Source organism: Sphingobacterium sp. G1-14 (assembly GCF_002196555.1).
Taxonomy (GTDB): domain Bacteria; phylum Bacteroidota; class Bacteroidia; order Sphingobacteriales; family Sphingobacteriaceae; genus Sphingobacterium; species Sphingobacterium siyangense.
This window is the reverse complement of sequence record NZ_CP021381.1, coordinates 453,654-472,228: the sequence shown is the minus strand read 5'-3', so window position 1 is coordinate 472,228 and position 18,575 is coordinate 453,654. Positions and strand designations below refer to the sequence as shown.

The window sequence follows — 18,575 nt, the reverse complement described above, 5'->3', positions numbered from 1 at the left end:
TAGCCTTCTCACTACCACATTCATCAAATTCTATTAATTCCCCAAAAACAGGATAATCAAAGCATAAAACAGGGGCGCATTGAAGATCAGACTATCGATACGATCCAATAAACCACCATGCCCAGGAATCAATGTTCCAGTATCTTTTACTCCTGTCTTTCTTTTCAGATAGGAAAAAAGGACATCTCCCCAGAATCCCAAAATACCGAAAAACAAACCGAACAACGAAAAGTATAGAAAATTCTGAAATGGCAGTAAAAAATAGCCCAATAAATTACTCAATATAATTGTTAAGCTGATACCGCCCACACATCCCGCAATTGTCTTATTTGGACTAATACGCGGAACGATTTTACGTTTGCCAAAAAACTTACCCATCAGGTATTGAAAGACGTCATTCAATTCCGTTAACACAACAATATATCCGATTAATTTTAGTCCTAGGAATGGGTTGCCATCCACTTTAATGGATCGGATAAAAGCTAAATGGCTAAATGCAAGCAAACAAGCTACCGCGCCCAAAAACAGCCCAAACACAGCTCCCTTCTTAACCTTTAAACCATATTTGAAAAACAAAGCAGTCCCCAAACACAAGAAGCTAGCCAACAATAGATATGCTCGATAGGAACAAAAGTATAGGAGCAACGCTTGCAACAATGCCATGCAAAGAAACACCAATGGTTGCGTCTTACATTCAGGGATAAACATACGAGCAAACTCGCGCATCCCTTGAAAGGTTATCCAGGCCACAAACAAGGGTGATATTGTTGGTGGAACGAAGGCAACCGCCAACACCAAGACAATATAACCCCAGCTTCTAACACGAACAGGAACATCTGCGAACTTGCTATTGGCATCAGCCATGCGCCAAAGCCTTTCTCAATCGAGTTACCGAACTCAAAAGTAAGAGTAAGCATAAAACACCAAAAATATAATCTGAAACAGTAACCATTGAAATATGCAATAATGCTAAAATTCCATATACCCCCAACAGCAAAGCACGATCACTTTTACCCATCGGTCCATCGTAACGACGATCATTGGCAATCACCTTCCCGATCAATCCACAAAACTCATTCACAACACTTAATACGATAAAAGCGACGATCAGATATATGCTTTCCGGATGAAACTTCAGCAAAGGAAAAAATAGCACGACATCCGAAACAATATCTCCGACTTCGTTCAATACTTCGCCCGTCTTGCTAGTCTGATTAAAAAGTCGTGCCATCATGCCATCTAAGGCATTCAAGGCCATTCGTAATAACAATCCGATTGGCAGGGCCAAAAAGAAAATCGGGAAACGATCAGCATACCAAAACAGTAAAGCAATGATCAAAGACAATACAATAGATCCGATCGTGATCTGGTTTGCCGTTACCTTTTTTCTATGTAAAAAGTTCAAGATCGGCATCAGCAACTGCTGAAATTTTGGTTTTAATTTATAAACAGAAATCATCTCGCGCTAGCTGTAATTTATTTTTTCATTTTTTTAAAAAAAAATTTGCATAGTGTAATATATACACTATATTTGTGTCATCATAATTTAGGTTTATAATTGGTTATTTAAGGTTTTCATTCTCCCCGTTTGGAAACCTTTTTTTTGCCCTAAATTACCGACTACCATCTTCCACCGGCGCCACCCCCACCAGAAGATCCGCCACCAAAGCTTCCACCGCCACCACTACTACTAGATCCTCCGCCAGAGCTACTCGATGTTGAGCGCACTTTAACTGGAGTCGAGTGTTCACCATGAGATACCCGATGTCCACAATTCTTACATAAGTCAAAGCGTTCCTCTAATCCCTGCGAACTATAAGTTGCTGCACGTATCGTCTTGGTACGTCCAGTCTCAAAAGTTCTATAATGACATGCAGGACATTCACTGAACCCAACATTCTCGTCCCAGGGAACCAGCTTTGTTTCATTGGTCGCCTGATCTATCCAGATTTCATACGAACGGCTACCGATTTTTTCCTCCAAAAGCTGCCCCTTATCCAGGTACGCACTTTCACGGGTAGATACATCATCCTTATTCATGCGCAACCAACGACCAGATTGATCTGGCGGCATCAATCGAAGTTGATTCTTCCGAATGCGCTTGTTTAATCCAATGAGATCAAATAGCGCCAATGGACTCAGTAATAGCGGAACCAAACCCCAGACACGAAATTTACGTAGAGCCTTTTGAATATTTTCCTCATCCTGATAGGAATTAACAATTTGCGTGCGGCTTGCATTGTATTTCATGGCCAGGGTAATACTACCAAAAACAACTATAAAATAAGGTAGATTTTTCCACTGATAGACCTCCTCAAAATTATTGAGGGCAAATGCACAGATAAACACCGAGATAAACATTAATATCCCCATACAGCCGCATCCACTGACTAAAGGCGGAAAATATTTACTTTTTTTGGTCAACTTTCCTTTGATCGCTCGCGTCACCTCGCCCAACCAGATATAACAGATCGCAAATAAACCTAAAACCAACAGTGAATTTCGCAGGATAGGGCTTTTAAAGCTCCAGACCGGCGTTGCCTCTGGCATCAAGCGTTCGAGCTCGGCCTTACTATCCGGTGAGGTAAGTATTGTCTTAATAAATTCTGCGGCCTCCGTAACACCGCGGTCGTAATCTTCATTCCTAAAATTGGGTACGAGATATTTTTCGCCAATACGTTTTAAATAGGCATCGGGCAAAATACTTTCCATACCATACCCTGTAATAAAACGGTATTCATGCCGGTCTTTAGCAATAAACAACAAAAGCCCATTGTTACTTTCCTTCTTACCAATACCCCAGGTATTGAATAATTTTAAGGCAAATTCGAAATCACTGTCGCCAACATAATCATTCACAACAACGATCGCAAATTCACCTTTTGTAGCAGCCTCAATCTGCGTCGATAAGCGATCTAATTCAGCCACTGTACCCGAGGATAGAATCCCATCAGGATTGGAGACAAAATAATCCTGTCCCTGTAATTTGGGGCTTGGCAGATTGTCGACGGTATAGGCGATAAATTGCCCGAAAGCTGACAGCCCGGGGAGGCAGCTTCCTACCCAAATCAATAAAAAAATATAAAAACGATGTAATCTCTGCATAGTTTTAGAACAACAAAATTTGGCTCATTGTCACGATATTAAGAAAAAAAAATCAAACAAAGGTTTTCATCAAAAAAAAGCCCATAATCAACCGATTATGGGCCTATATAATTCAATATTCGTTTAAGACGCTTTGTCCTATTAATGTATCCTAGCAATATGAAACTTTCTCATTCGCTGTCAATGGCCAAGCCAGTGTAAAATCAAGACACCGATCAATCCAATAACAGAAACGAGCGTTTCCATCACCGTCCATGAGCGAAACGTATCCTTCATGCTCACTCCAAAATAAGATTTAAACATCCAAAACCCCGGATCGTTGACGTGTGAGAACATGAGACTACCCGCTCCCGTCGCTAGCACCATTAATTCAGGAGTAACCTCTCCTGCCTGTACAATGGGAAGCATAATGCCCGCTGCCGTGAGCCCAGCAACACTAGCCGAACCGATAACTAGGCGAATGATACCGGCTATTAACCATGCTAGCACAAGAGGCGACAGGCTCAGGTCTGCTGTTAGGTCAGCGATGTAGTTCGCTACACCACTATCTACCAAAATTTGCTTGAAAGCGCCTGATGCTGCAATGATAAAAAGGATCATCATTATCCCGCGGATTGCTTCTTCCACACTTGCTGACTGCTCCCGCAAACTTTTGCCTTGGCGGATACCCATTGTGTACATCGCCATTAGCGAGGCAATCATTAAAGCCACCACCGGATCACCCAAGAAACGTAGTGCCTTCAGCCAAGAGGAGCCTTCTGGAAATATTAGATGGGAAAATGAACCAAAAGCAATTAAAATTATTGGAAAAAGCCCCGTAAATATACTAATTGCAAATCCGGGAAGCTCTTTTCGATCTGCTTGATTGTGTTCAGGAAAAAACTCAGTGGGTGGGTTGGTCGGAATGCGCTTAAGCATCCTGCCAAAGAGCGGTCCACCGATAATTATGGCAGGAATTGCCAAAATAATGCCATACACCATTGTTAAGCCTATATCCGCTTTGTAGGTAAGCGCTATGGCGGTAGCTCCCGGATGTGGAGGCAAATAACCGTGTGTCACGGACAGCGCTGCCAGCAACGGAATGGCTACGTAAAGCAAGGGCATTTTATTGGAAGCACATACCATGAAAACGAATGGTACTAAGACGATAAAACCGACATTGTAGAATAAGGGAATTCCTACTAAAAAGCCCGTGAGAACCATTGCCCAAGGTAAGTTCTTTTTGCCAAATACAGCCGTTAGTACCGTTGTAATCTTTTCTGCAGCACCACCCTCCGCCATCAATTTCCCCAGTAGAGAGCCGAAAGCCAACAATAGTGCCAACTGGCCCATAGTGGTACTCACTCCAGTTTCAACAGATTTAAGGATATCGACGGCACTCATATTCATCGCAAAACCGACCGCAACGGAGGTTATCAGTAATGAAAAGATCGTGTTTAACCTGACGACAGTGACTAAAAGAAGTAGTAAAGCTACTCCTAAAATAACGATGATTAGAGGCATAATAATTTATATCTAGTTAAAATTCACCTTCCAATATATGGTACAGGTGTTCAAATTTCTGGAAGTTTTTAATATATACAGCGTGATTCTCCGCACTCGGTTTATAACAGTGCTCGGTATCTTGCTTTTCTTCCGTTTGTTTGTTTTTTATAGTAGGCTCACCTCCCTGTATACCCAATGCTTCCAAGCCTATCAATGCTGCTCCCCAAGCAGAGCTTTCTACTGTATTTTTGGTAAATACAGGTTTATTGAAAATGTCTGCAAGCATCTGCACCAACAACGATGAACGTGCTAAGCCGCCGCTTGCAAAAATCGTATGAATGGGACCGGTGTTCTCCTCTAATGCGAGTCCTACACTGTAAATTGCAAACAACATCCCTTCCATCATGGCACGTGCAAAGTGCGCCCTGCCATGATGCAACTGTATTCCAAAATAAACACCTTTTGCATTGGAATTCCAATGTGGTGCCCGTTCACCAGTTAGATAGGGCAAGAATATCAAGCCCTCCGCCCCGGGAACGACGGAGTCGACCAAAGCATTTAACGACGCAGAAGAATCCCCATCTACTTCCATTTGGGTAAATTCGCACAAAAAGTTGTCTCGAAACCAGTTGCGTAATACACCGCCATTGTTAACCGCACCACCAATTATATATTCATTTGGTCTAAGTAGATATGTAAATAGTCTTTGTTTTTTTTCTTGATTTGCCCGCGAACTTGCTACGCGAATAGCCCCACTGGTACCGACTGTTACCGAAGCCACTCCAGGACTTATAGCCCCTACCCCGAGATTAGCCAAACAACCATCGCTACCACCTATAACAAAAGGGGTATCTTCAGGGATGTGCATCAAGGCCGCAATTTCTCGGCTAGGCATATTTAAAATATAATCGACCGGAACTGGAGATGCTAGTTGCTCTTCCGATATACCCGCCAAGCTTAACGCCTGATCAGACCATGTTAGGTGATGTATGTCGAAAAGCCCTGTTGCAGATGCGATGGAATGATCGACCACGTAAACTCCAAAGAGCCGGTAAAAAAGAAATTCTTTGATACCGATAAACTTGTGCGACTGCGCAAATAATTTTTGATCGTTGGACTTTATCCACATTAATTTGCAAAGCAAAGACATGGGATGTATTGGTGTACCCGTCTGCTGATAAAGCAGCCTTCCCACCTCACTTGCCTCCAAGGCAACCGCAATATTCTCGCTTCTGCGATCTGCCCATATTATGCAATTGCTAAGTGGCTGTCCCGCCGAGTCAACAGCGATCAGTCCGTGCATAGCACTGCTCACCGAAATACATACGGGTTTCGGTATCTCTGCACGAGATTGCCTTAAGTTAATCATTACATACCGAATAGACTCAATACATGCAGCATAAACAATCTCCGGATCTTGCTCGTACCAGCCTTCCGATGGGTTTAATATAGGATAAGGTACACTATACTGGGATAAGATGTTCCCTTCGTAGTCAAATGCAACAGCTTTCACAGATGATGTCCCAATGTCTAATCCAATGATCATAAATAAAATTGATGTTTAGGAGAGCTCAATATACGGATTATCTGTTGGTTTACAACAAAAGGCTCAATACCAGCAAACTAATTGAAGCGAGAGAAGTGCCACATACCGATCTGCTGATAATTGTCTTTCATAGTATAAACAAAAATGGTAAATTTCATCTTAGAAAAACAGCATTAAACGATGAGTATAGATAAAAATAATAACTACGATTTTGGAATAGTTGGGCTCGGCGTAATGGGACGTAATTTATTGCTGAACATCGCCGACAACGGTTTCGCAGTAGCAGGACTAGACCTAGACCCACAGAAAGCGGAGTCATTGGAAGCTGAAGCAAGCGAAGGACATCGCATCAAAGTGACGACCCAAGTAGAAGAGTTTATCGGGGCTTTGCAACAACCCAGAGCAATTATGCTATTGGTGCCGGCCGGAAAGCCGGTTGATATGGCAATTGCCAGCCTTGTTCCGCTTTTGAATAAAGGAGATATCATCATCGACGGCGGAAACACGTACTTCGCGGATACAGACAGAAGGTTTAATGAGCTTTCCGCTATGGGTATACATTTCTTCGGAATGGGCATATCGGGAGGAGAAAGTGGCGCTCGTCGCGGGCCAAGCTTGATGCCTGGTGGCGACAGAAAGGCATACGAAAGACTAAGGCCAATATTTGAGGCAGTTTCGGCCAAGGTAATCGGCGAACCCTGTGTAGAATTTTTAGGCAACGGGTCGGCCGGAAATTATGTAAAGATGGTGCATAACGGTATCGAATATGGTATCATGCAGTTAATTGCAGAGACCTATGACCTGATGAAAAGATTATATGGTTTTGACACCCAAACCATACAGCAGACCTTCGAAGAATGGAACAAGGGCGAACTAAACTCATTCTTGCTTGAGATTACCGCTCAGATTCTAAAGAAAAAAGAAGGTGACCAGTATTTGGTAGACCTGATTTCAGATTGGGCAAGATCAAAAGGAACGGGTAAATGGACTTCGCAAAATGCAATGGATCTACAGGTGCCAGTTCCGGTGATTGATGCAGCGGTCAATATGCGCGATATGTCCAAATACAAACCTGAACGTTTGGAGGCGGCAAAATTACTTCAATGGGATGGACAAGCGGTTGATCTCCCCGCAGCAACACTCATTTCTCGCTTAAAAAATGCATTGTACTTTGTGATCATCACGACCTATGCGCAAGGTTTGGCACAGCTTACTGTTGCATCGGAAAGCTATAGCTATGAGTTAGATTTACAGGTGGTAACCAAAGTCTGGCGAGGCGGCTGCATTATTCGCGCGGCTTTGCTCGAGGATTTTAGAAAAGCCTATGCGGCTAATCCTGACTTGCGTAATATCCTACTCGATAACACCATTGCACAAAAGTTGCTGAGCACGCAGGCCAGCCTTCGCGAGGTATTGAAAGATGCTATCGCAAACGGGATACCCGTATCCGGATACGTAAACGCACTCTCTTATTTTGATGCCTATCGATCGGAAAAATTACCTACAAATATTATACAAGCACAACGAGACTATTTTGGTGCACATACCTATGAACGTATTGATCGGGAAGGTATCTTTCACACGCTTTGGGATTAAGAAAAAAAAGCTTGAAGATTCGATTAATCTTAATTTAAAACGCAAAAAAGCGGCTTTTATATAAAAAAGCCGCTTTTAATAACTGAATCCCCTATTGGGTTTTATACTACGTTTATTTAGATGCTAACGTTCAATATCCTTCAAGCTACTCATCTTCTTGTATTCCAAGAAACCTTTAATATCTTCAAAATGCTCCCGTACGCGTTTATTTCCGAATTCAAAGACTTTCTCTGCCAAACCATCCAAAAAGTCACGGTCGTGTGAAACAAGGATCAGCGTACCATCGAAATCTTTCAAAGCATCTTTGATAATGTCCTTTGTTTTCATGTCCAAATGGTTTGTCGGCTCATCGAGAATCAATACATTTACCGGTTCCAACAACAATTTTATCATCGCCAGACGTGTTCTTTCTCCTCCGGACAGCACTTTCACCTTTTTAGTTGTATCATCGCCACTAAACATAAAGGCTCCTAAAAGATCTTTCATTTTAACACGCACTTCACCTACAGCGATTTGATCAATGGTATCAAAAACGGTCATCTCTCCATCAAGTAATGCGGCCTGATTTTGTGCAAAGTACCCAATTTTTGCATTGTGCCCTACTTTCAGCGTACCTTCGAAATCGATTTCCCCCATAATTGCTTTGATCATGGTCGATTTACCCTCACCGTTCTTCCCGACAAAAGCGACCTTTTCACCACGTTCGATGACCATATTTGCTTTTTGAAATACGACGTGTTCATCATAAATCTTGGTTAGATCCTCAACGATAACAGGATATTGACCCGAGCGCGGGGATGGTGGGAATTTAAGACGCAGTGCGGAAGTATCTACCTCGTCGATTTCAATGATTTCCAATTTCTCCAACATCTTTACCCGTGATTGCACCTGCAATGTTTTAGAATAGGTACCTCTGAAACGATCGATAAACTCCTGATTGTCCGCAATAAAGCGTTGCTGCTCTTCATACGCTTTTAGCTGATGCTGGCGACGCTCCTGACGTAATTCCAAGTAATGACTATACTTGGCACGATAATCATAAATCCTTCCCATCGTCACCTCGATGGTCCGATTGGTGATATTGTCGACAAATGCCCTGTCGTGCGAAATAACGATAACTGCTTTAGCCGAATTGACCAAGAAATCTTCCAGCCATTGGATACTCTCGATATCCATGTGGTTGGTTGGCTCATCCAATAAAATCAAATCGGGCTTTTTCAATAATATTTTAGCTAATTCGATACGCATCCGCCAACCACCGGAAAACTCAGAAGTCTGTCTTGTAAAATCCGAACGCTCAAAACCGAGCCCCTTCAGGACCTTTTCAACTTCTGCATCATAGTTAACTTCCTCAATCGAATAGAACTTTTCACTTAATTCGGATACACGTTCGATCAATTGCATATAATCGTCAGACTCATAGTCTGTACGGATATTTAATTGCTCATTCAGGTTTTCCAACTCATCACGCATACCATAGACTTCTTCGAAAGCCTTTGATGTTTCTTCAAAAACAGTCACGTTATCCTCGGTTAACAAATGTTGCGGTAAATAGGCTATAATGGCATCTTTCGGACCAGCAACATTACCTGTAGTAGGTTTACCCACTCCAGCGATAATTTTCAGTAAGGTGGATTTACCGGCACCATTTTTACCCATCAATGCGATCTTATCATTCTCATTGATGGAGAAAGATACATCTGAAAAAAGAGTTGTTCCCCCAAAGGAAACAGAAATATTATTTACGTCAATCACTGTATATACACTTAATTTTGGCACAAAGATAAGCGAATCAATCTTATAAATAGACAATGGTGCATTTTTGTGTATCTTTGCCCCATGCGTTTTGATATTATTACGGTCTTACCTGACCTCTTGGAAAGTCCATTTGCACACTCTATTTTGCAACGAGCAAAGAACAAAGGCTTGGCTGAAATATATGTCCACAATTTAAGAGACTATTCAACAAATAAACACAAAAGTGTCGATGATTATCCGTACGGTGGCGGATCGGGCATGGTCCTTCAAATAGAACCCTTTGCCAAGTGTATAGAGCAATTGCAAGCTGAACGGGAATACGATGAGATCATTTACATGACTCCCGACGGTGAAACATTCAATCAGGATATTGCGAATGGATTATCTACAAAAGGAAATATGATGATTCTCTGTGGGCATTACAAGGGAATAGATCAACGTATCCGTGATATTTATGTAACAAAAGAGATCTCAGTCGGTGATTATGTACTGTCCGGAGGTGAGCTTCCAGCGGCGATTGTTACAGATGCTGTTATCCGTCTGATTCCAGGAGTTTTGTCGGATGAGACATCCGCGCTTTCAGATTCTTTTCAGGATGGATTACTAGATGCGCCTATCTATACACGCCCTGCAGACTGGAAAGGCCACAAAGTACCTGATATTCTCCTTAGTGGTCATGAGGCAAAAATCGCTGCATGGAAAGATGAACAACAGTTAAAAAGAACGCAAGAAAGACGTCCTGATTTATTAAATGATTAAGAAATAAGGTGAATTTTTGTTTTTTTGTCACAAAAAGTTTGCTTATTTATTTTTTTTTATAAATTTGTGTAATAATGACACGAAGATATACAAATACAAATTGGTGGTGGCCTGAAGCAATAAGCATCGGGAACTAATTGGTATTGTCATAATATTTCATAATCAACCAAAACCATTTATGGAAATTCCAACCCCGATGCTGACCAGTATCGGGGTTTTTTTATGCATAGTTTACAACAAGAAGATAAGACACAAAAAATGAAGTATACATTCAAAACAAAAACCAGAAAGTTGCTCGCGGATACAACTACACCAGTGAGCATCTATCTTCGCCTAAGAGATATCTTTCCAAACTCATTGTTACTGGAAAGCTCCGACTACCATAGTCGCGACAACAACATCAGTTACATCTGTTGTCAACCAATTGCCGGAATCCAGCTCGATGAGAAAGAGCTGACGCTCACTTATCCGGGTAGAGAACGTATCGTAAAAAATGCGCACGAAATCGAATTACGTCAAGAAGTTTCCGATTTTAGGAATTCCTTCGAAGATCATACAATTGCTGAACTTAACTTGATTTCCAATGGCCTATTTGGTTACTTCACCTTCGATTGTATTGAACACTTTGAGGACATCAAACTAACAACAACGGTAGATCCGGCACGGAAAATACCGTTTATGCAATATCATGTTTACAAATATGTCATTGCCATCGACCATTTCCGTAATCAACTCTATATTTTTGAACATCTGCTGGATGACGAAGAATCAGAACTTGAAAGAATGCAGTTCCTTATTCAGAACAAAAACTTTCCTGAATATACCTTCAAACTAGCTGGCGAGGAAAGCTCCAATCGTACCGATGAAGAACACCGTCAGTTGGTTAAGAAGATGAAAGAGCATATCCAACGTGGTGATGTATTCCAGATCGTTCCATCCAGAGGCTTTAAGACACCGTTCTCCGGTGATGAATTCAATGTCTATCGTGCGCTCCGCTCCATCAACCCTTCGCCCTATCTTTTCTATTTTGATTATGGTGACTTTAAACTTTTCGGATCATCGCCTGAGGCTCAACTGCGTATCCACGGGAAACAAGCGACGATTTTCCCTATTGCAGGAACATTCAAACGGACAGGTAACATGGAGGAAGATCAAAAGATAGCCACCAAGCTCAAAGAAGACCCAAAAGAGACTTCCGAACATGTTATGCTCGTCGATCTTGCCCGCAATGACTTAAGTAGACATTGCACCCAAGTTAAAGTTGAGTCTTACATGGAACCACAATATTACTCGCATATTATCCACTTGGTCTCCAAAGTAACGGGCACATTAAAAGATAATATCAACCCATTTGACATCGTAGGTGATACATATCCAGCGGGTACGCTTTCAGGAGCTCCAAAACATATGGCGTTGACATTGATTAATCGTTATGAAGGATTACAACGTTCATTTTATTCGGGTGCAATTGGATTCATGGGTTTTAACGGAGACTTTAATCATGCCATTATGATTCGTTCCTTCCTAAGTAAGCAAAACACCTTACATTATCAGGCCGGTGGCGGTATCGTACTAGATTCAGACCCCGAAATGGAGCTACAAGAAGTAAATAACAAAATTGCTGCGCTACGAAAAGCATTACAATTAGCAGAAACATTATGATCAGACCATTGGAATACTGTGTCAACAAGCAACATATCCATGATTCGGTAGACACCATTGACAACCGCATCGTTGAGCTATTGGCATTACGAAAAACCTATATCGGCAAAGGCAAGTCCTTCGAGGATGAGCAAAACGAAGAGCAGAATATTATACGGAACCTGGACAGTAATTATGTCCTACTGGCAAAAAGATTTCATTTGCCAATCGAATTTATTCAGTCTATATTCCAGGAAATTGAAAATTATATTAATCAAGATTTTATAGCAAAAGGTTATGAGCAACAATAAAATAGTCGTTATAGACAACTACGATTCGTTCACCTACAACTTGGTCCATTTGTTACAGGAATTAGATCAAGAGTATGTTGTATGGAGAAATGATAAATTTAAACTGGAAGATATTGATGCTTTCGATAAAATACTTCTTTCGCCGGGCCCAGGTATTCCAGAAGAAGCTGGATTATTACTTGATGTTATCCGTACCTACGCTCCACATAAAAGTATATTGGGTATTTGCTTAGGCCAACAGGCTATTGCAGAAGTCTTTGGTGGTACACTATTCAATATGGAAAAACCTTTGCATGGCGTAGCAACAAATATTACTGTTGTTGATGAGTCAGAGAAACTGTTTCGGGATTTCCCAAAAGATTCCAAAATTGGACGCTACCATTCTTGGGCTGTAAACAAAGACACCCTACCAGCTAGCCTCAAGGTAACGGCGATCGACGAGAATGGCATCATTATGGCCTTAACCCATACCGAATACGATGTAAGGGGAATGCAGTTCCACCCAGAGTCGGTATTGACCACAAATGGTAAAAAATTAATTGAAAACTGGTTGGGAATCTAACATCTAAAAAAATGACTATACTTGATAAAATCATTGAACGAAAAAAAATAGAAGTAGAAAAAGCAAAAGCTTTAGTTCCTTTTGAGGAACTATTAAACTATCCCTATTTCAGTGTGGCTTGTCTATCGTTGAGAGAATCTATTCTTGATCCTGAAAAAACAGGAATTATAGCGGAATACAAAAGAGCATCGCCATCAAAAGGAGACATCAATAGTACTTCAGCAGTGGAAGATGTTGTAAAGGCATACGAGGAGGCAGGTGCTTCGGCAGTCTCGGTTCTTACTGATAGCGAATTTTTCAAAGGCAATTTAGAAGATCTATCGAAAGCACGCGAGGCTATTAGCATTCCTATCTTAAGAAAAGAATTCATCGTGGATAAATATCAGATCACCGAAGCGAAAGCTTATGGAGCAGATATCATCCTTTTAATTGCAGCATGTCTGAAAAAGGAGGAAATACAGGAATTTGCAGCCTATGCACACCAATTGGGTTTAAATGTTTTACTTGAGGTACACAATGAACAGGAACTGTTGGATAATCTTTTCGATGACATTGACGCAATTGGTGTCAATAATAGAAACCTTAAAGATTTTTCAGTCGACATTCAGCATTCTTATGATCTCCTGAACAAAATACCAACAGAATATATTAAAGTATCTGAGAGCGGTATAGCTGATCCTTCGACAATTAAAGCCTTAAAAAAAGCCGGATTCCAGGGATTTTTAATTGGTGAAAATTTCATGAAGACAGCCGATCCTGGACAAGCTATCAAAGACTTTGTAAAAGAAATATAGAAAGTTATGTAAAATCAATCTAAATAAGATTATATTTGCCAAGGTATAAGCTAAGGTCAGTGTATTTTGGAAACGGATTTTTTTATTATAGATCGAGAGAGTTTTGAGCAAATATATCTTCGTCATTGGGAAGGTATGTTTGCTTTCTGTCTTAGTAATATCCAAGATGAAGAGCATGCAAAAGAAATCGTTCAAGATGTTTTCAAATCACTTTGGGAAAGACGAAATGAGCTTCGACTGAAAGAAGTGGAACGTTATCTGATCCGCTCGGTAAAACTCAAAGCTTTTGAATACATTCGCAACAAGGTCTCCCGTCAACAACACCTAAGCAATATTTCAAACACCAGCGAATCCCACTATACGGACAATACGTTGATTGCTGAGGAACTCGCAAACAAAATTTCCCACCTGGTCAACACACTGCCTAACCAATGTCGAAAAGTATTTCGGATGAGCAGGGAACAGGGACTTACCAACAAGCAAATTGCCCAGGAACTGGTGATCTCTGAAAGAGCTGTAGAATACCATATTTCGCGGGCACTTAAAACATTAAAAACAGAATTAACAGAATATATATTGTAAGTTGATCCATAAAAAGAGAAATCTCGTATTTTTGTTAGCAAGTTGAATATACTGATGAACATAGACAAGAAGTTAATAGAGAAATATCATTTAGGCCAATGCTCGCCAACAGAAAGACTGTTGGTCGAACAATGGTTGCTGGATGACACCTTCGAAACTAAGCCATTGCCTATTTCTACAGCTCAAAAAAACAAATTAGAAAGCGATATCTGGGCCGACATCAATGCGCATATTGAACAATCCAAGGCACCAATAAAAATTAAACAAAAAAAATACAATTTTAGATACCTTGGCATTGCAGCTTCGTTATTAGCCGTACTGAGTATTGGCTTCCATCTGTTTAACATGAGTGAAAAAACTGATGCGACATTCGACAACAGAACGAATGCTAACCTAAAATATATCAATCAGGATAACTATAAAATAGTTTTAGGCAAAAATGCGACTGCTCAGATCAATACCGATACTGGGGAAATTAAAACGACAGGCAATATGCTCTTTATACCCAAAAAGAACTTTGCATTCAGCCTTTCGGGAGATAAAAAGAAAGAACTAAAAATCGGCGAGACCTATTTTGTACTGCAACCGCAAAAAAATGGAAATCAGGTTATCATTGCCAAATCCGAACTAACTTTTCTTGCACCAACATTACAGCACGAACTTAAATTACAATTTAACATCATTTAATCGATCCCTATCCCCCATCCTATAGAACCATGCTAACAAGCCGTCTTATCTTATTCTTACCGCTCTTGCTTCTTAGCTTTACGATAAGTTGCCGATCAGAACATGCTGAGAAAAACTTAGCTGGCAAATATAGCTTCTATACCATGGATAAGGATTTAGGAAACACCATCATCACGACCAACAGCATTGATAGCGGAAAATTAACGATTCGACAAAGTGGAGTTGATATCCCAACACAAGAGTTCGATCGCAGCATCATTGTTAAAAATGGCAGATTTTATTTCCTCAGAGAAGGGAAATTTAGAAAATATACACTAGAAAAAACAGGCCTAAAAGAAATTGCTCAGCTGTCTATGCCTGACCAACATATTGAAAATATCAATTGGCTCAACAACGACACCTTACTCCTTTTCACATCAGACAACAAAACCAATCGCCGCCTATGGTACACTAAGGTTGCTGTCAATGACTTTAACGTCGCTCAGCAACAAGAAATAATCATACCTTCCTCAGCTTCCGATTTCAATATTATTTCTGTTGGCTTTAGTACCATACACCAGCAACAGCTACTCGTTGGATATACCTTCAATAAAATAATCAATGAAACAGACTTCACCACAATAGACACCCTCTATGTAGCAACATTCGATAAAACGACATTACAATTAAAAGAAATTCAAAAAGATACCCGATCCACTTATCCCGGAGGGATCAATACGGTACAATCTTATAGTTTCAATGATGAAGAGGGAAACTATTATTTTATGGCATGCCCAGGCATAGCCTTAGGAAATATTCCCTCAAAGCCAACTGCTATCTTTAAAATTGGTCAGAAATCAACTCAAATTGACCCGAATTATTTCTTTGATTTAACAGCACAGACCCATAACCACGCTTATGGTATGTGGTACCTGGGAAATCATCAAGCAATTGTACGGAGCGAACGTAAAGATCGCTATACCGATTTCAGCGACCACCACTCTACTTATCAATTTGAATATTTCCTTGTTGACCTCAGTGCCAAAACCACACGCAAACTCAACCTACCATTTGACAAAGGCACCCGTAAAGAATCTGTACTTGTTGAAAATGGTAAAGCATATATCACCATTGATGACAGCTCAGACAAACATCAGGTTTGGGTTTATGATATCAAATCAGGTCAAATTACCCCAGGGCTTCAATTAGATCGAGAGACCGATTTCATTGTAAGAATCGATCGACTAAATTAATTCTATCTGTAAAACAGACTATTACAAAAATTATTCTTTTTTTTCACCTTAGGACCTTCGGTAAATTTAGAGTTACGCAACTTCTTTATGTGTAATTAATCTAAATAAAACAATGTTCAAATTTAAAGTGATATGGTTAATGTTATTTTTAACCCTATCTTTTCCCTCGTTTTCTCAGCAACTGGCCCAGATCGAAGGTAGCATCAAAAATAGCACAAAGGAACCGATTGAAGGCGCTACAATCCTCCATAAAGGTACTAACAACGGTGCAAAAGCAAATAGAACCGGTACCTTTATACTAAAACATGTACCCTTTGGGAATCATGAATTTATTATTTCAGCACTCGGCTATAAAACTTTAACGCTGAAACTCGAAGTCAATAAGTCAACGGAAATTCTAAAAGAGATCACATTAAGTACGGAAAGCAATTCATTGGATGAAGTACAAGTTGAAGGAAAAACTGTCAGCAAAAGGATCAAAGAATCTGGTTTCAACGTTAATGTAATAGAAACCAAACAATATGCCAATACCAATTCCGATATAAATCAAATACTCAATCGAAGTACAGGCGTAAAGATTCGAGAACAAGGCGGCCTAGGTTCCCGATATTCCTTTTCGCTAAATGGCTTATCTGGCAATAACATTAAATTTTTTATCGACGGGGTACCAATTGAATCTTTCGGCAGTGGCATGAGTCTCAATAATATGCCGGTGAACATCGCAGAACGCATTGAGGTGTATAAAGGTGTCGTACCGGCACACCTGGGCTCAGATGCTTTGGGTGGAGCGATCAACATCGTCACCAATCGTGATTATAAAAAATCTTTAGATCTCAGTTATAGTATTGGCTCATTTAATACACACCGCGCTGCGGTGAGTGCTGGTTATAAACATCCCAAAAATGGCTTGATGATCAATTTGAATAGTTATTACAATTTCTCAAATAATAACTATCTCATGAGAACCAATCCCAAAGCTGGTGTATACCTAAAGGCACCTATACCTCCGAAAAACGAATTATTTGACACCCTGCAATCCGCAAGGCGTTTTCATGATGACTATCGTTCATTTATGACACAGGTTGAAGTGGGCATAAGTAATAAAAGATGGGCCGATATCGCTGTCTTAGGCTTGACTTATAATGACGTGTATGACCAGCAACAAACCGCAGCGACACAAGAACGTGTGCTAGGGCATGTATTCAGTAAAAGTCATACGTTTACTCCAAGCTTGCGCTATAGAAAAGACAAGTTTCTTTTTGAAAATTTATCAGCAACTGTATACGCAAATTATTCACGAGGCGAAAATATTATCACCGACACGAGCTCGAGGACATATTACTTTTGGAACGGTATAGCTACAGAATATAGTCCCAATGCAGGCGAACTGAATAGCTACAAATCCATCACCCATCAAAAGATTAACAACAGCTTTTCGCAGGTAAATTTAAATTACAAGCTATCAGCATCGCACCTATTCAATTTCAACTATAATTTAAACACCAATAAACGCGAAAATTACAATGAGATAGATCCCTACAATGATTTTTATAATATAACAAATCAGATCTATAGAACGACTATTGGGCTCAATTATCAACAGATTCTTTGGAAAGAGCGACTAAATAATTCATTTTTCATCAAAGAGTATGGCTTATCTGGCAAAACCAACACTGCTGGTAAAACCTCCAAAAACTACTTTGGTTATGGCGCTGTGACGAACATTAAATTAGATGCGAGTTACGGCATAAAACTATCGTATGAACATGCCTATCAACTACCAACTTTTACCGAGCTCTTTGGAGATGGTTTAAACGTTATGGCTAATGAAAAATTAAAGCCTGCAAATAGCGACAACTATAACCTGAATTTCTACTATGGAACAACCTTTGGAAACCACTATCTAAATGTGGACGCTTCAACCTATTATAGGAATGTTAAGGACTATATCATTCAGAAATCTTACGACACCCCGCAGGGGCAAAAACAATTAGCGGACAATGAAGGCGGAGTGAAGGTCAATGGCCTTGATTTCGAAGTTAAATATGGGTACAAATCCAATTTTATGGCCGTATTAAACATGAGTTATTATAATGCAGTCGATCGCGAAAAGTATGATAAAAATAATAGAGAAAAGATAACCTACAAAAATCGTACACCCAATGAGCCGTGGCTATTTGGAAACCTAGACATCAGTTATGGCCGGAATAACCTTTTTAGCTCCAAAGACAATCGTATACAGCTAAATTATTACTTGCAGTTTGTAAATAACTATTCGTTAAGCTGGTCCAAATTAGCAGAAAAATCAACAAAAGATTATATTCCAGCCCAATGGTTACACAATATTGCCGCTACCTATTCTTTCAATAACAATACTTATAACATCACCGTCGAGGGAAAAAATTTGACTGATCAAATTGCTTACGATATTTTCAAGCAACAGCGCCCCGGTCGTTCTGTATATCTAAAATTACGGTACCTCATCCGCTCCTCACATTAAAAATTATTTAAAACTAT

Annotated in this window: 17 protein-coding genes; 11 read left to right on the top strand and 6 right to left on the bottom strand. The window is 40.2% G+C overall.

The window, feature by feature from the left end; translation table 11 throughout:
* Positions 1-33: 33 nt before the first annotated feature.
* From CBM24_RS02040 to CBM24_RS02020, 5 genes are all read right to left on the bottom strand, one after another.
* Positions 34-864, bottom strand: a complete 831-nt coding sequence (locus CBM24_RS02040; protein WP_088160052.1) for a phosphatidate cytidylyltransferase — start codon at positions 862-864, stop codon at positions 34-36.
* Positions 857-1,459 (bottom strand): CDP-alcohol phosphatidyltransferase family protein, encoded by a 603-nt coding sequence (locus CBM24_RS02035; protein ID WP_088160051.1) that lies wholly within the window; start codon positions 1,457-1,459, stop codon positions 857-859. Before CBM24_RS02035 ends, CBM24_RS02040 begins: the two co-directional genes overlap by 8 nt.
* 161 nt (positions 1,460-1,620) lie before the next feature.
* Complete coding sequence (locus CBM24_RS27465) at positions 1,621-3,105, bottom strand: TPM domain-containing protein (protein WP_088160050.1); 1,485 nt, start codon at positions 3,103-3,105, stop codon at positions 1,621-1,623.
* Positions 3,106-3,285: 180 nt separating this feature from the next.
* Complete coding sequence (locus tag CBM24_RS02025) at positions 3,286-4,608, bottom strand: gluconate:H+ symporter (protein ID WP_088160049.1); 1,323 nt, start codon at positions 4,606-4,608, stop codon at positions 3,286-3,288.
* Positions 4,609-4,624: 16 nt separating this feature from the next.
* A complete protein-coding gene (locus CBM24_RS02020; protein ID WP_088160048.1) occupies positions 4,625-6,136 on the bottom strand; it encodes a gluconokinase in 1,512 nt (503 codons plus the stop codon).
* Positions 6,137-6,147: 11 nt separating this feature from the next.
* Between CBM24_RS02020 and CBM24_RS27460 the strand changes: the two genes are divergently transcribed.
* Both CBM24_RS27460 and gndA read left to right on the top strand, forming a co-directional pair.
* Positions 6,148-6,330, top strand: a complete 183-nt coding sequence (locus tag CBM24_RS27460; protein WP_198386027.1) for a hypothetical protein — start codon at positions 6,148-6,150, stop codon at positions 6,328-6,330.
* The gene (gene gndA, locus CBM24_RS02015; protein WP_088160047.1) at positions 6,317-7,732 is read left to right on the top strand and encodes an NADP-dependent phosphogluconate dehydrogenase; all 1,416 of its coding nucleotides are present in this window, start codon (positions 6,317-6,319) and stop codon (positions 7,730-7,732) included. Before CBM24_RS27460 ends, gndA begins: the two co-directional genes overlap by 14 nt.
* 123 nt (positions 7,733-7,855) lie before the next feature.
* Here gndA and CBM24_RS02010 read toward each other — a convergent pair whose 3' ends face one another.
* Positions 7,856-9,487 carry an ABC-F family ATP-binding cassette domain-containing protein gene (locus tag CBM24_RS02010; protein WP_088163430.1) on the bottom strand — a complete coding sequence of 544 codons (1,632 nt, stop codon included), beginning with the start codon at positions 9,485-9,487 and terminating at the stop codon, positions 7,856-7,858.
* A gap of 84 nt (positions 9,488-9,571) precedes the next feature.
* On the opposite strand from CBM24_RS02010, the gene trmD reads away from it, so the two are divergent.
* The 9 genes from trmD to CBM24_RS01965 all read left to right on the top strand — a co-directional run bounded on the left by trmD (position 9,572) and on the right by CBM24_RS01965 (position 18,558).
* Positions 9,572-10,249 carry a tRNA (guanosine(37)-N1)-methyltransferase TrmD gene (trmD, locus tag CBM24_RS02005; protein WP_088160046.1) on the top strand — a complete coding sequence of 226 codons (678 nt, stop codon included), beginning with the start codon at positions 9,572-9,574 and terminating at the stop codon, positions 10,247-10,249.
* Between the two features lie 258 nt (positions 10,250-10,507).
* Entirely contained in the window at positions 10,508-11,911 is a 1,404-nt protein-coding gene (locus tag CBM24_RS02000) for an anthranilate synthase component I family protein (RefSeq protein ID WP_088163429.1), read from the top strand.
* Positions 11,908-12,201, top strand: a complete 294-nt coding sequence (locus CBM24_RS01995; RefSeq protein ID WP_075990830.1) for a chorismate mutase — start codon at positions 11,908-11,910, stop codon at positions 12,199-12,201. Before CBM24_RS02000 ends, CBM24_RS01995 begins: the two co-directional genes overlap by 4 nt.
* The gene (locus CBM24_RS01990; protein WP_070561612.1) at positions 12,188-12,763 is read left to right on the top strand and encodes an anthranilate synthase component II; all 576 of its coding nucleotides are present in this window, start codon (positions 12,188-12,190) and stop codon (positions 12,761-12,763) included. The genes CBM24_RS01995 and CBM24_RS01990 overlap by 14 nt, the downstream gene beginning before the upstream one ends.
* 11 nt (positions 12,764-12,774) lie before the next feature.
* Positions 12,775-13,557 (top strand): indole-3-glycerol phosphate synthase TrpC, encoded by a 783-nt coding sequence (gene trpC / locus CBM24_RS01985; RefSeq protein ID WP_088160045.1) that lies wholly within the window; start codon positions 12,775-12,777, stop codon positions 13,555-13,557.
* Positions 13,558-13,623: 66 nt separating this feature from the next.
* Complete coding sequence (locus CBM24_RS01980) at positions 13,624-14,139, top strand: RNA polymerase sigma-70 factor (RefSeq protein ID WP_227550098.1); 516 nt, start codon at positions 13,624-13,626, stop codon at positions 14,137-14,139.
* Between the two features lie 54 nt (positions 14,140-14,193).
* Positions 14,194-14,826 (top strand): hypothetical protein, encoded by a 633-nt coding sequence (locus tag CBM24_RS01975; RefSeq protein WP_088160043.1) that lies wholly within the window; start codon positions 14,194-14,196, stop codon positions 14,824-14,826.
* A gap of 143 nt (positions 14,827-14,969) precedes the next feature.
* Complete coding sequence (locus CBM24_RS01970) at positions 14,970-16,058, top strand: DUF4374 domain-containing protein (RefSeq protein WP_157698355.1); 1,089 nt, start codon at positions 14,970-14,972, stop codon at positions 16,056-16,058.
* A gap of 112 nt (positions 16,059-16,170) precedes the next feature.
* A complete protein-coding gene (locus CBM24_RS01965; RefSeq protein ID WP_088160041.1) occupies positions 16,171-18,558 on the top strand; it encodes a TonB-dependent receptor in 2,388 nt (795 codons plus the stop codon).
* Positions 18,559-18,575 lie beyond the last annotated feature (17 nt).

What these genes read in the sequence shown, in the direction of transcription:
- CBM24_RS02040 (WP_088160052.1), bottom strand. Translation starts at nt 864, where the DNA reads ATGGCTGATGCCAATAGCAAGTTCGCAGATGTTCCTGTTCGTGTTAGA.
- CBM24_RS02035 (WP_088160051.1), bottom strand. Translation starts at nt 1,459, where the DNA reads ATGATTTCTGTTTATAAATTAAAACCAAAATTTCAGCAGTTGCTGATG.
- CBM24_RS27465 (WP_088160050.1), bottom strand. Translation starts at nt 3,105, where the DNA reads ATGCAGAGATTACATCGTTTTTATATTTTTTTATTGATTTGGGTAGGA.
- CBM24_RS02025 (WP_088160049.1), bottom strand. Translation starts at nt 4,608, where the DNA reads ATGCCTCTAATCATCGTTATTTTAGGAGTAGCTTTACTACTTCTTTTA.
- CBM24_RS02020 (WP_088160048.1), bottom strand. Translation starts at nt 6,136, where the DNA reads ATGATCATTGGATTAGACATTGGGACATCATCTGTGAAAGCTGTTGCA.
- CBM24_RS27460 (WP_198386027.1), top strand. Translation starts at nt 6,148, where the DNA reads ATGTTTAGGAGAGCTCAATATACGGATTATCTGTTGGTTTACAACAAA.
- gndA (WP_088160047.1), top strand. Translation starts at nt 6,317, where the DNA reads ATGAGTATAGATAAAAATAATAACTACGATTTTGGAATAGTTGGGCTC.
- trmD (WP_088160046.1), top strand. Translation starts at nt 9,572, where the DNA reads ATGCGTTTTGATATTATTACGGTCTTACCTGACCTCTTGGAAAGTCCA.
- CBM24_RS02000 (WP_088163429.1), top strand. Translation starts at nt 10,508, where the DNA reads ATGAAGTATACATTCAAAACAAAAACCAGAAAGTTGCTCGCGGATACA.
- CBM24_RS01995 (WP_075990830.1), top strand. Translation starts at nt 11,908, where the DNA reads ATGATCAGACCATTGGAATACTGTGTCAACAAGCAACATATCCATGAT.
- CBM24_RS01990 (WP_070561612.1), top strand. Translation starts at nt 12,188, where the DNA reads ATGAGCAACAATAAAATAGTCGTTATAGACAACTACGATTCGTTCACC.
- trpC (WP_088160045.1), top strand. Translation starts at nt 12,775, where the DNA reads ATGACTATACTTGATAAAATCATTGAACGAAAAAAAATAGAAGTAGAA.
- CBM24_RS01975 (WP_088160043.1), top strand. Translation starts at nt 14,194, where the DNA reads ATGAACATAGACAAGAAGTTAATAGAGAAATATCATTTAGGCCAATGC.
- CBM24_RS01970 (WP_157698355.1), top strand. Translation starts at nt 14,970, where the DNA reads ATGGATAAGGATTTAGGAAACACCATCATCACGACCAACAGCATTGAT.
- CBM24_RS01965 (WP_088160041.1), top strand. Translation starts at nt 16,171, where the DNA reads ATGTTCAAATTTAAAGTGATATGGTTAATGTTATTTTTAACCCTATCT.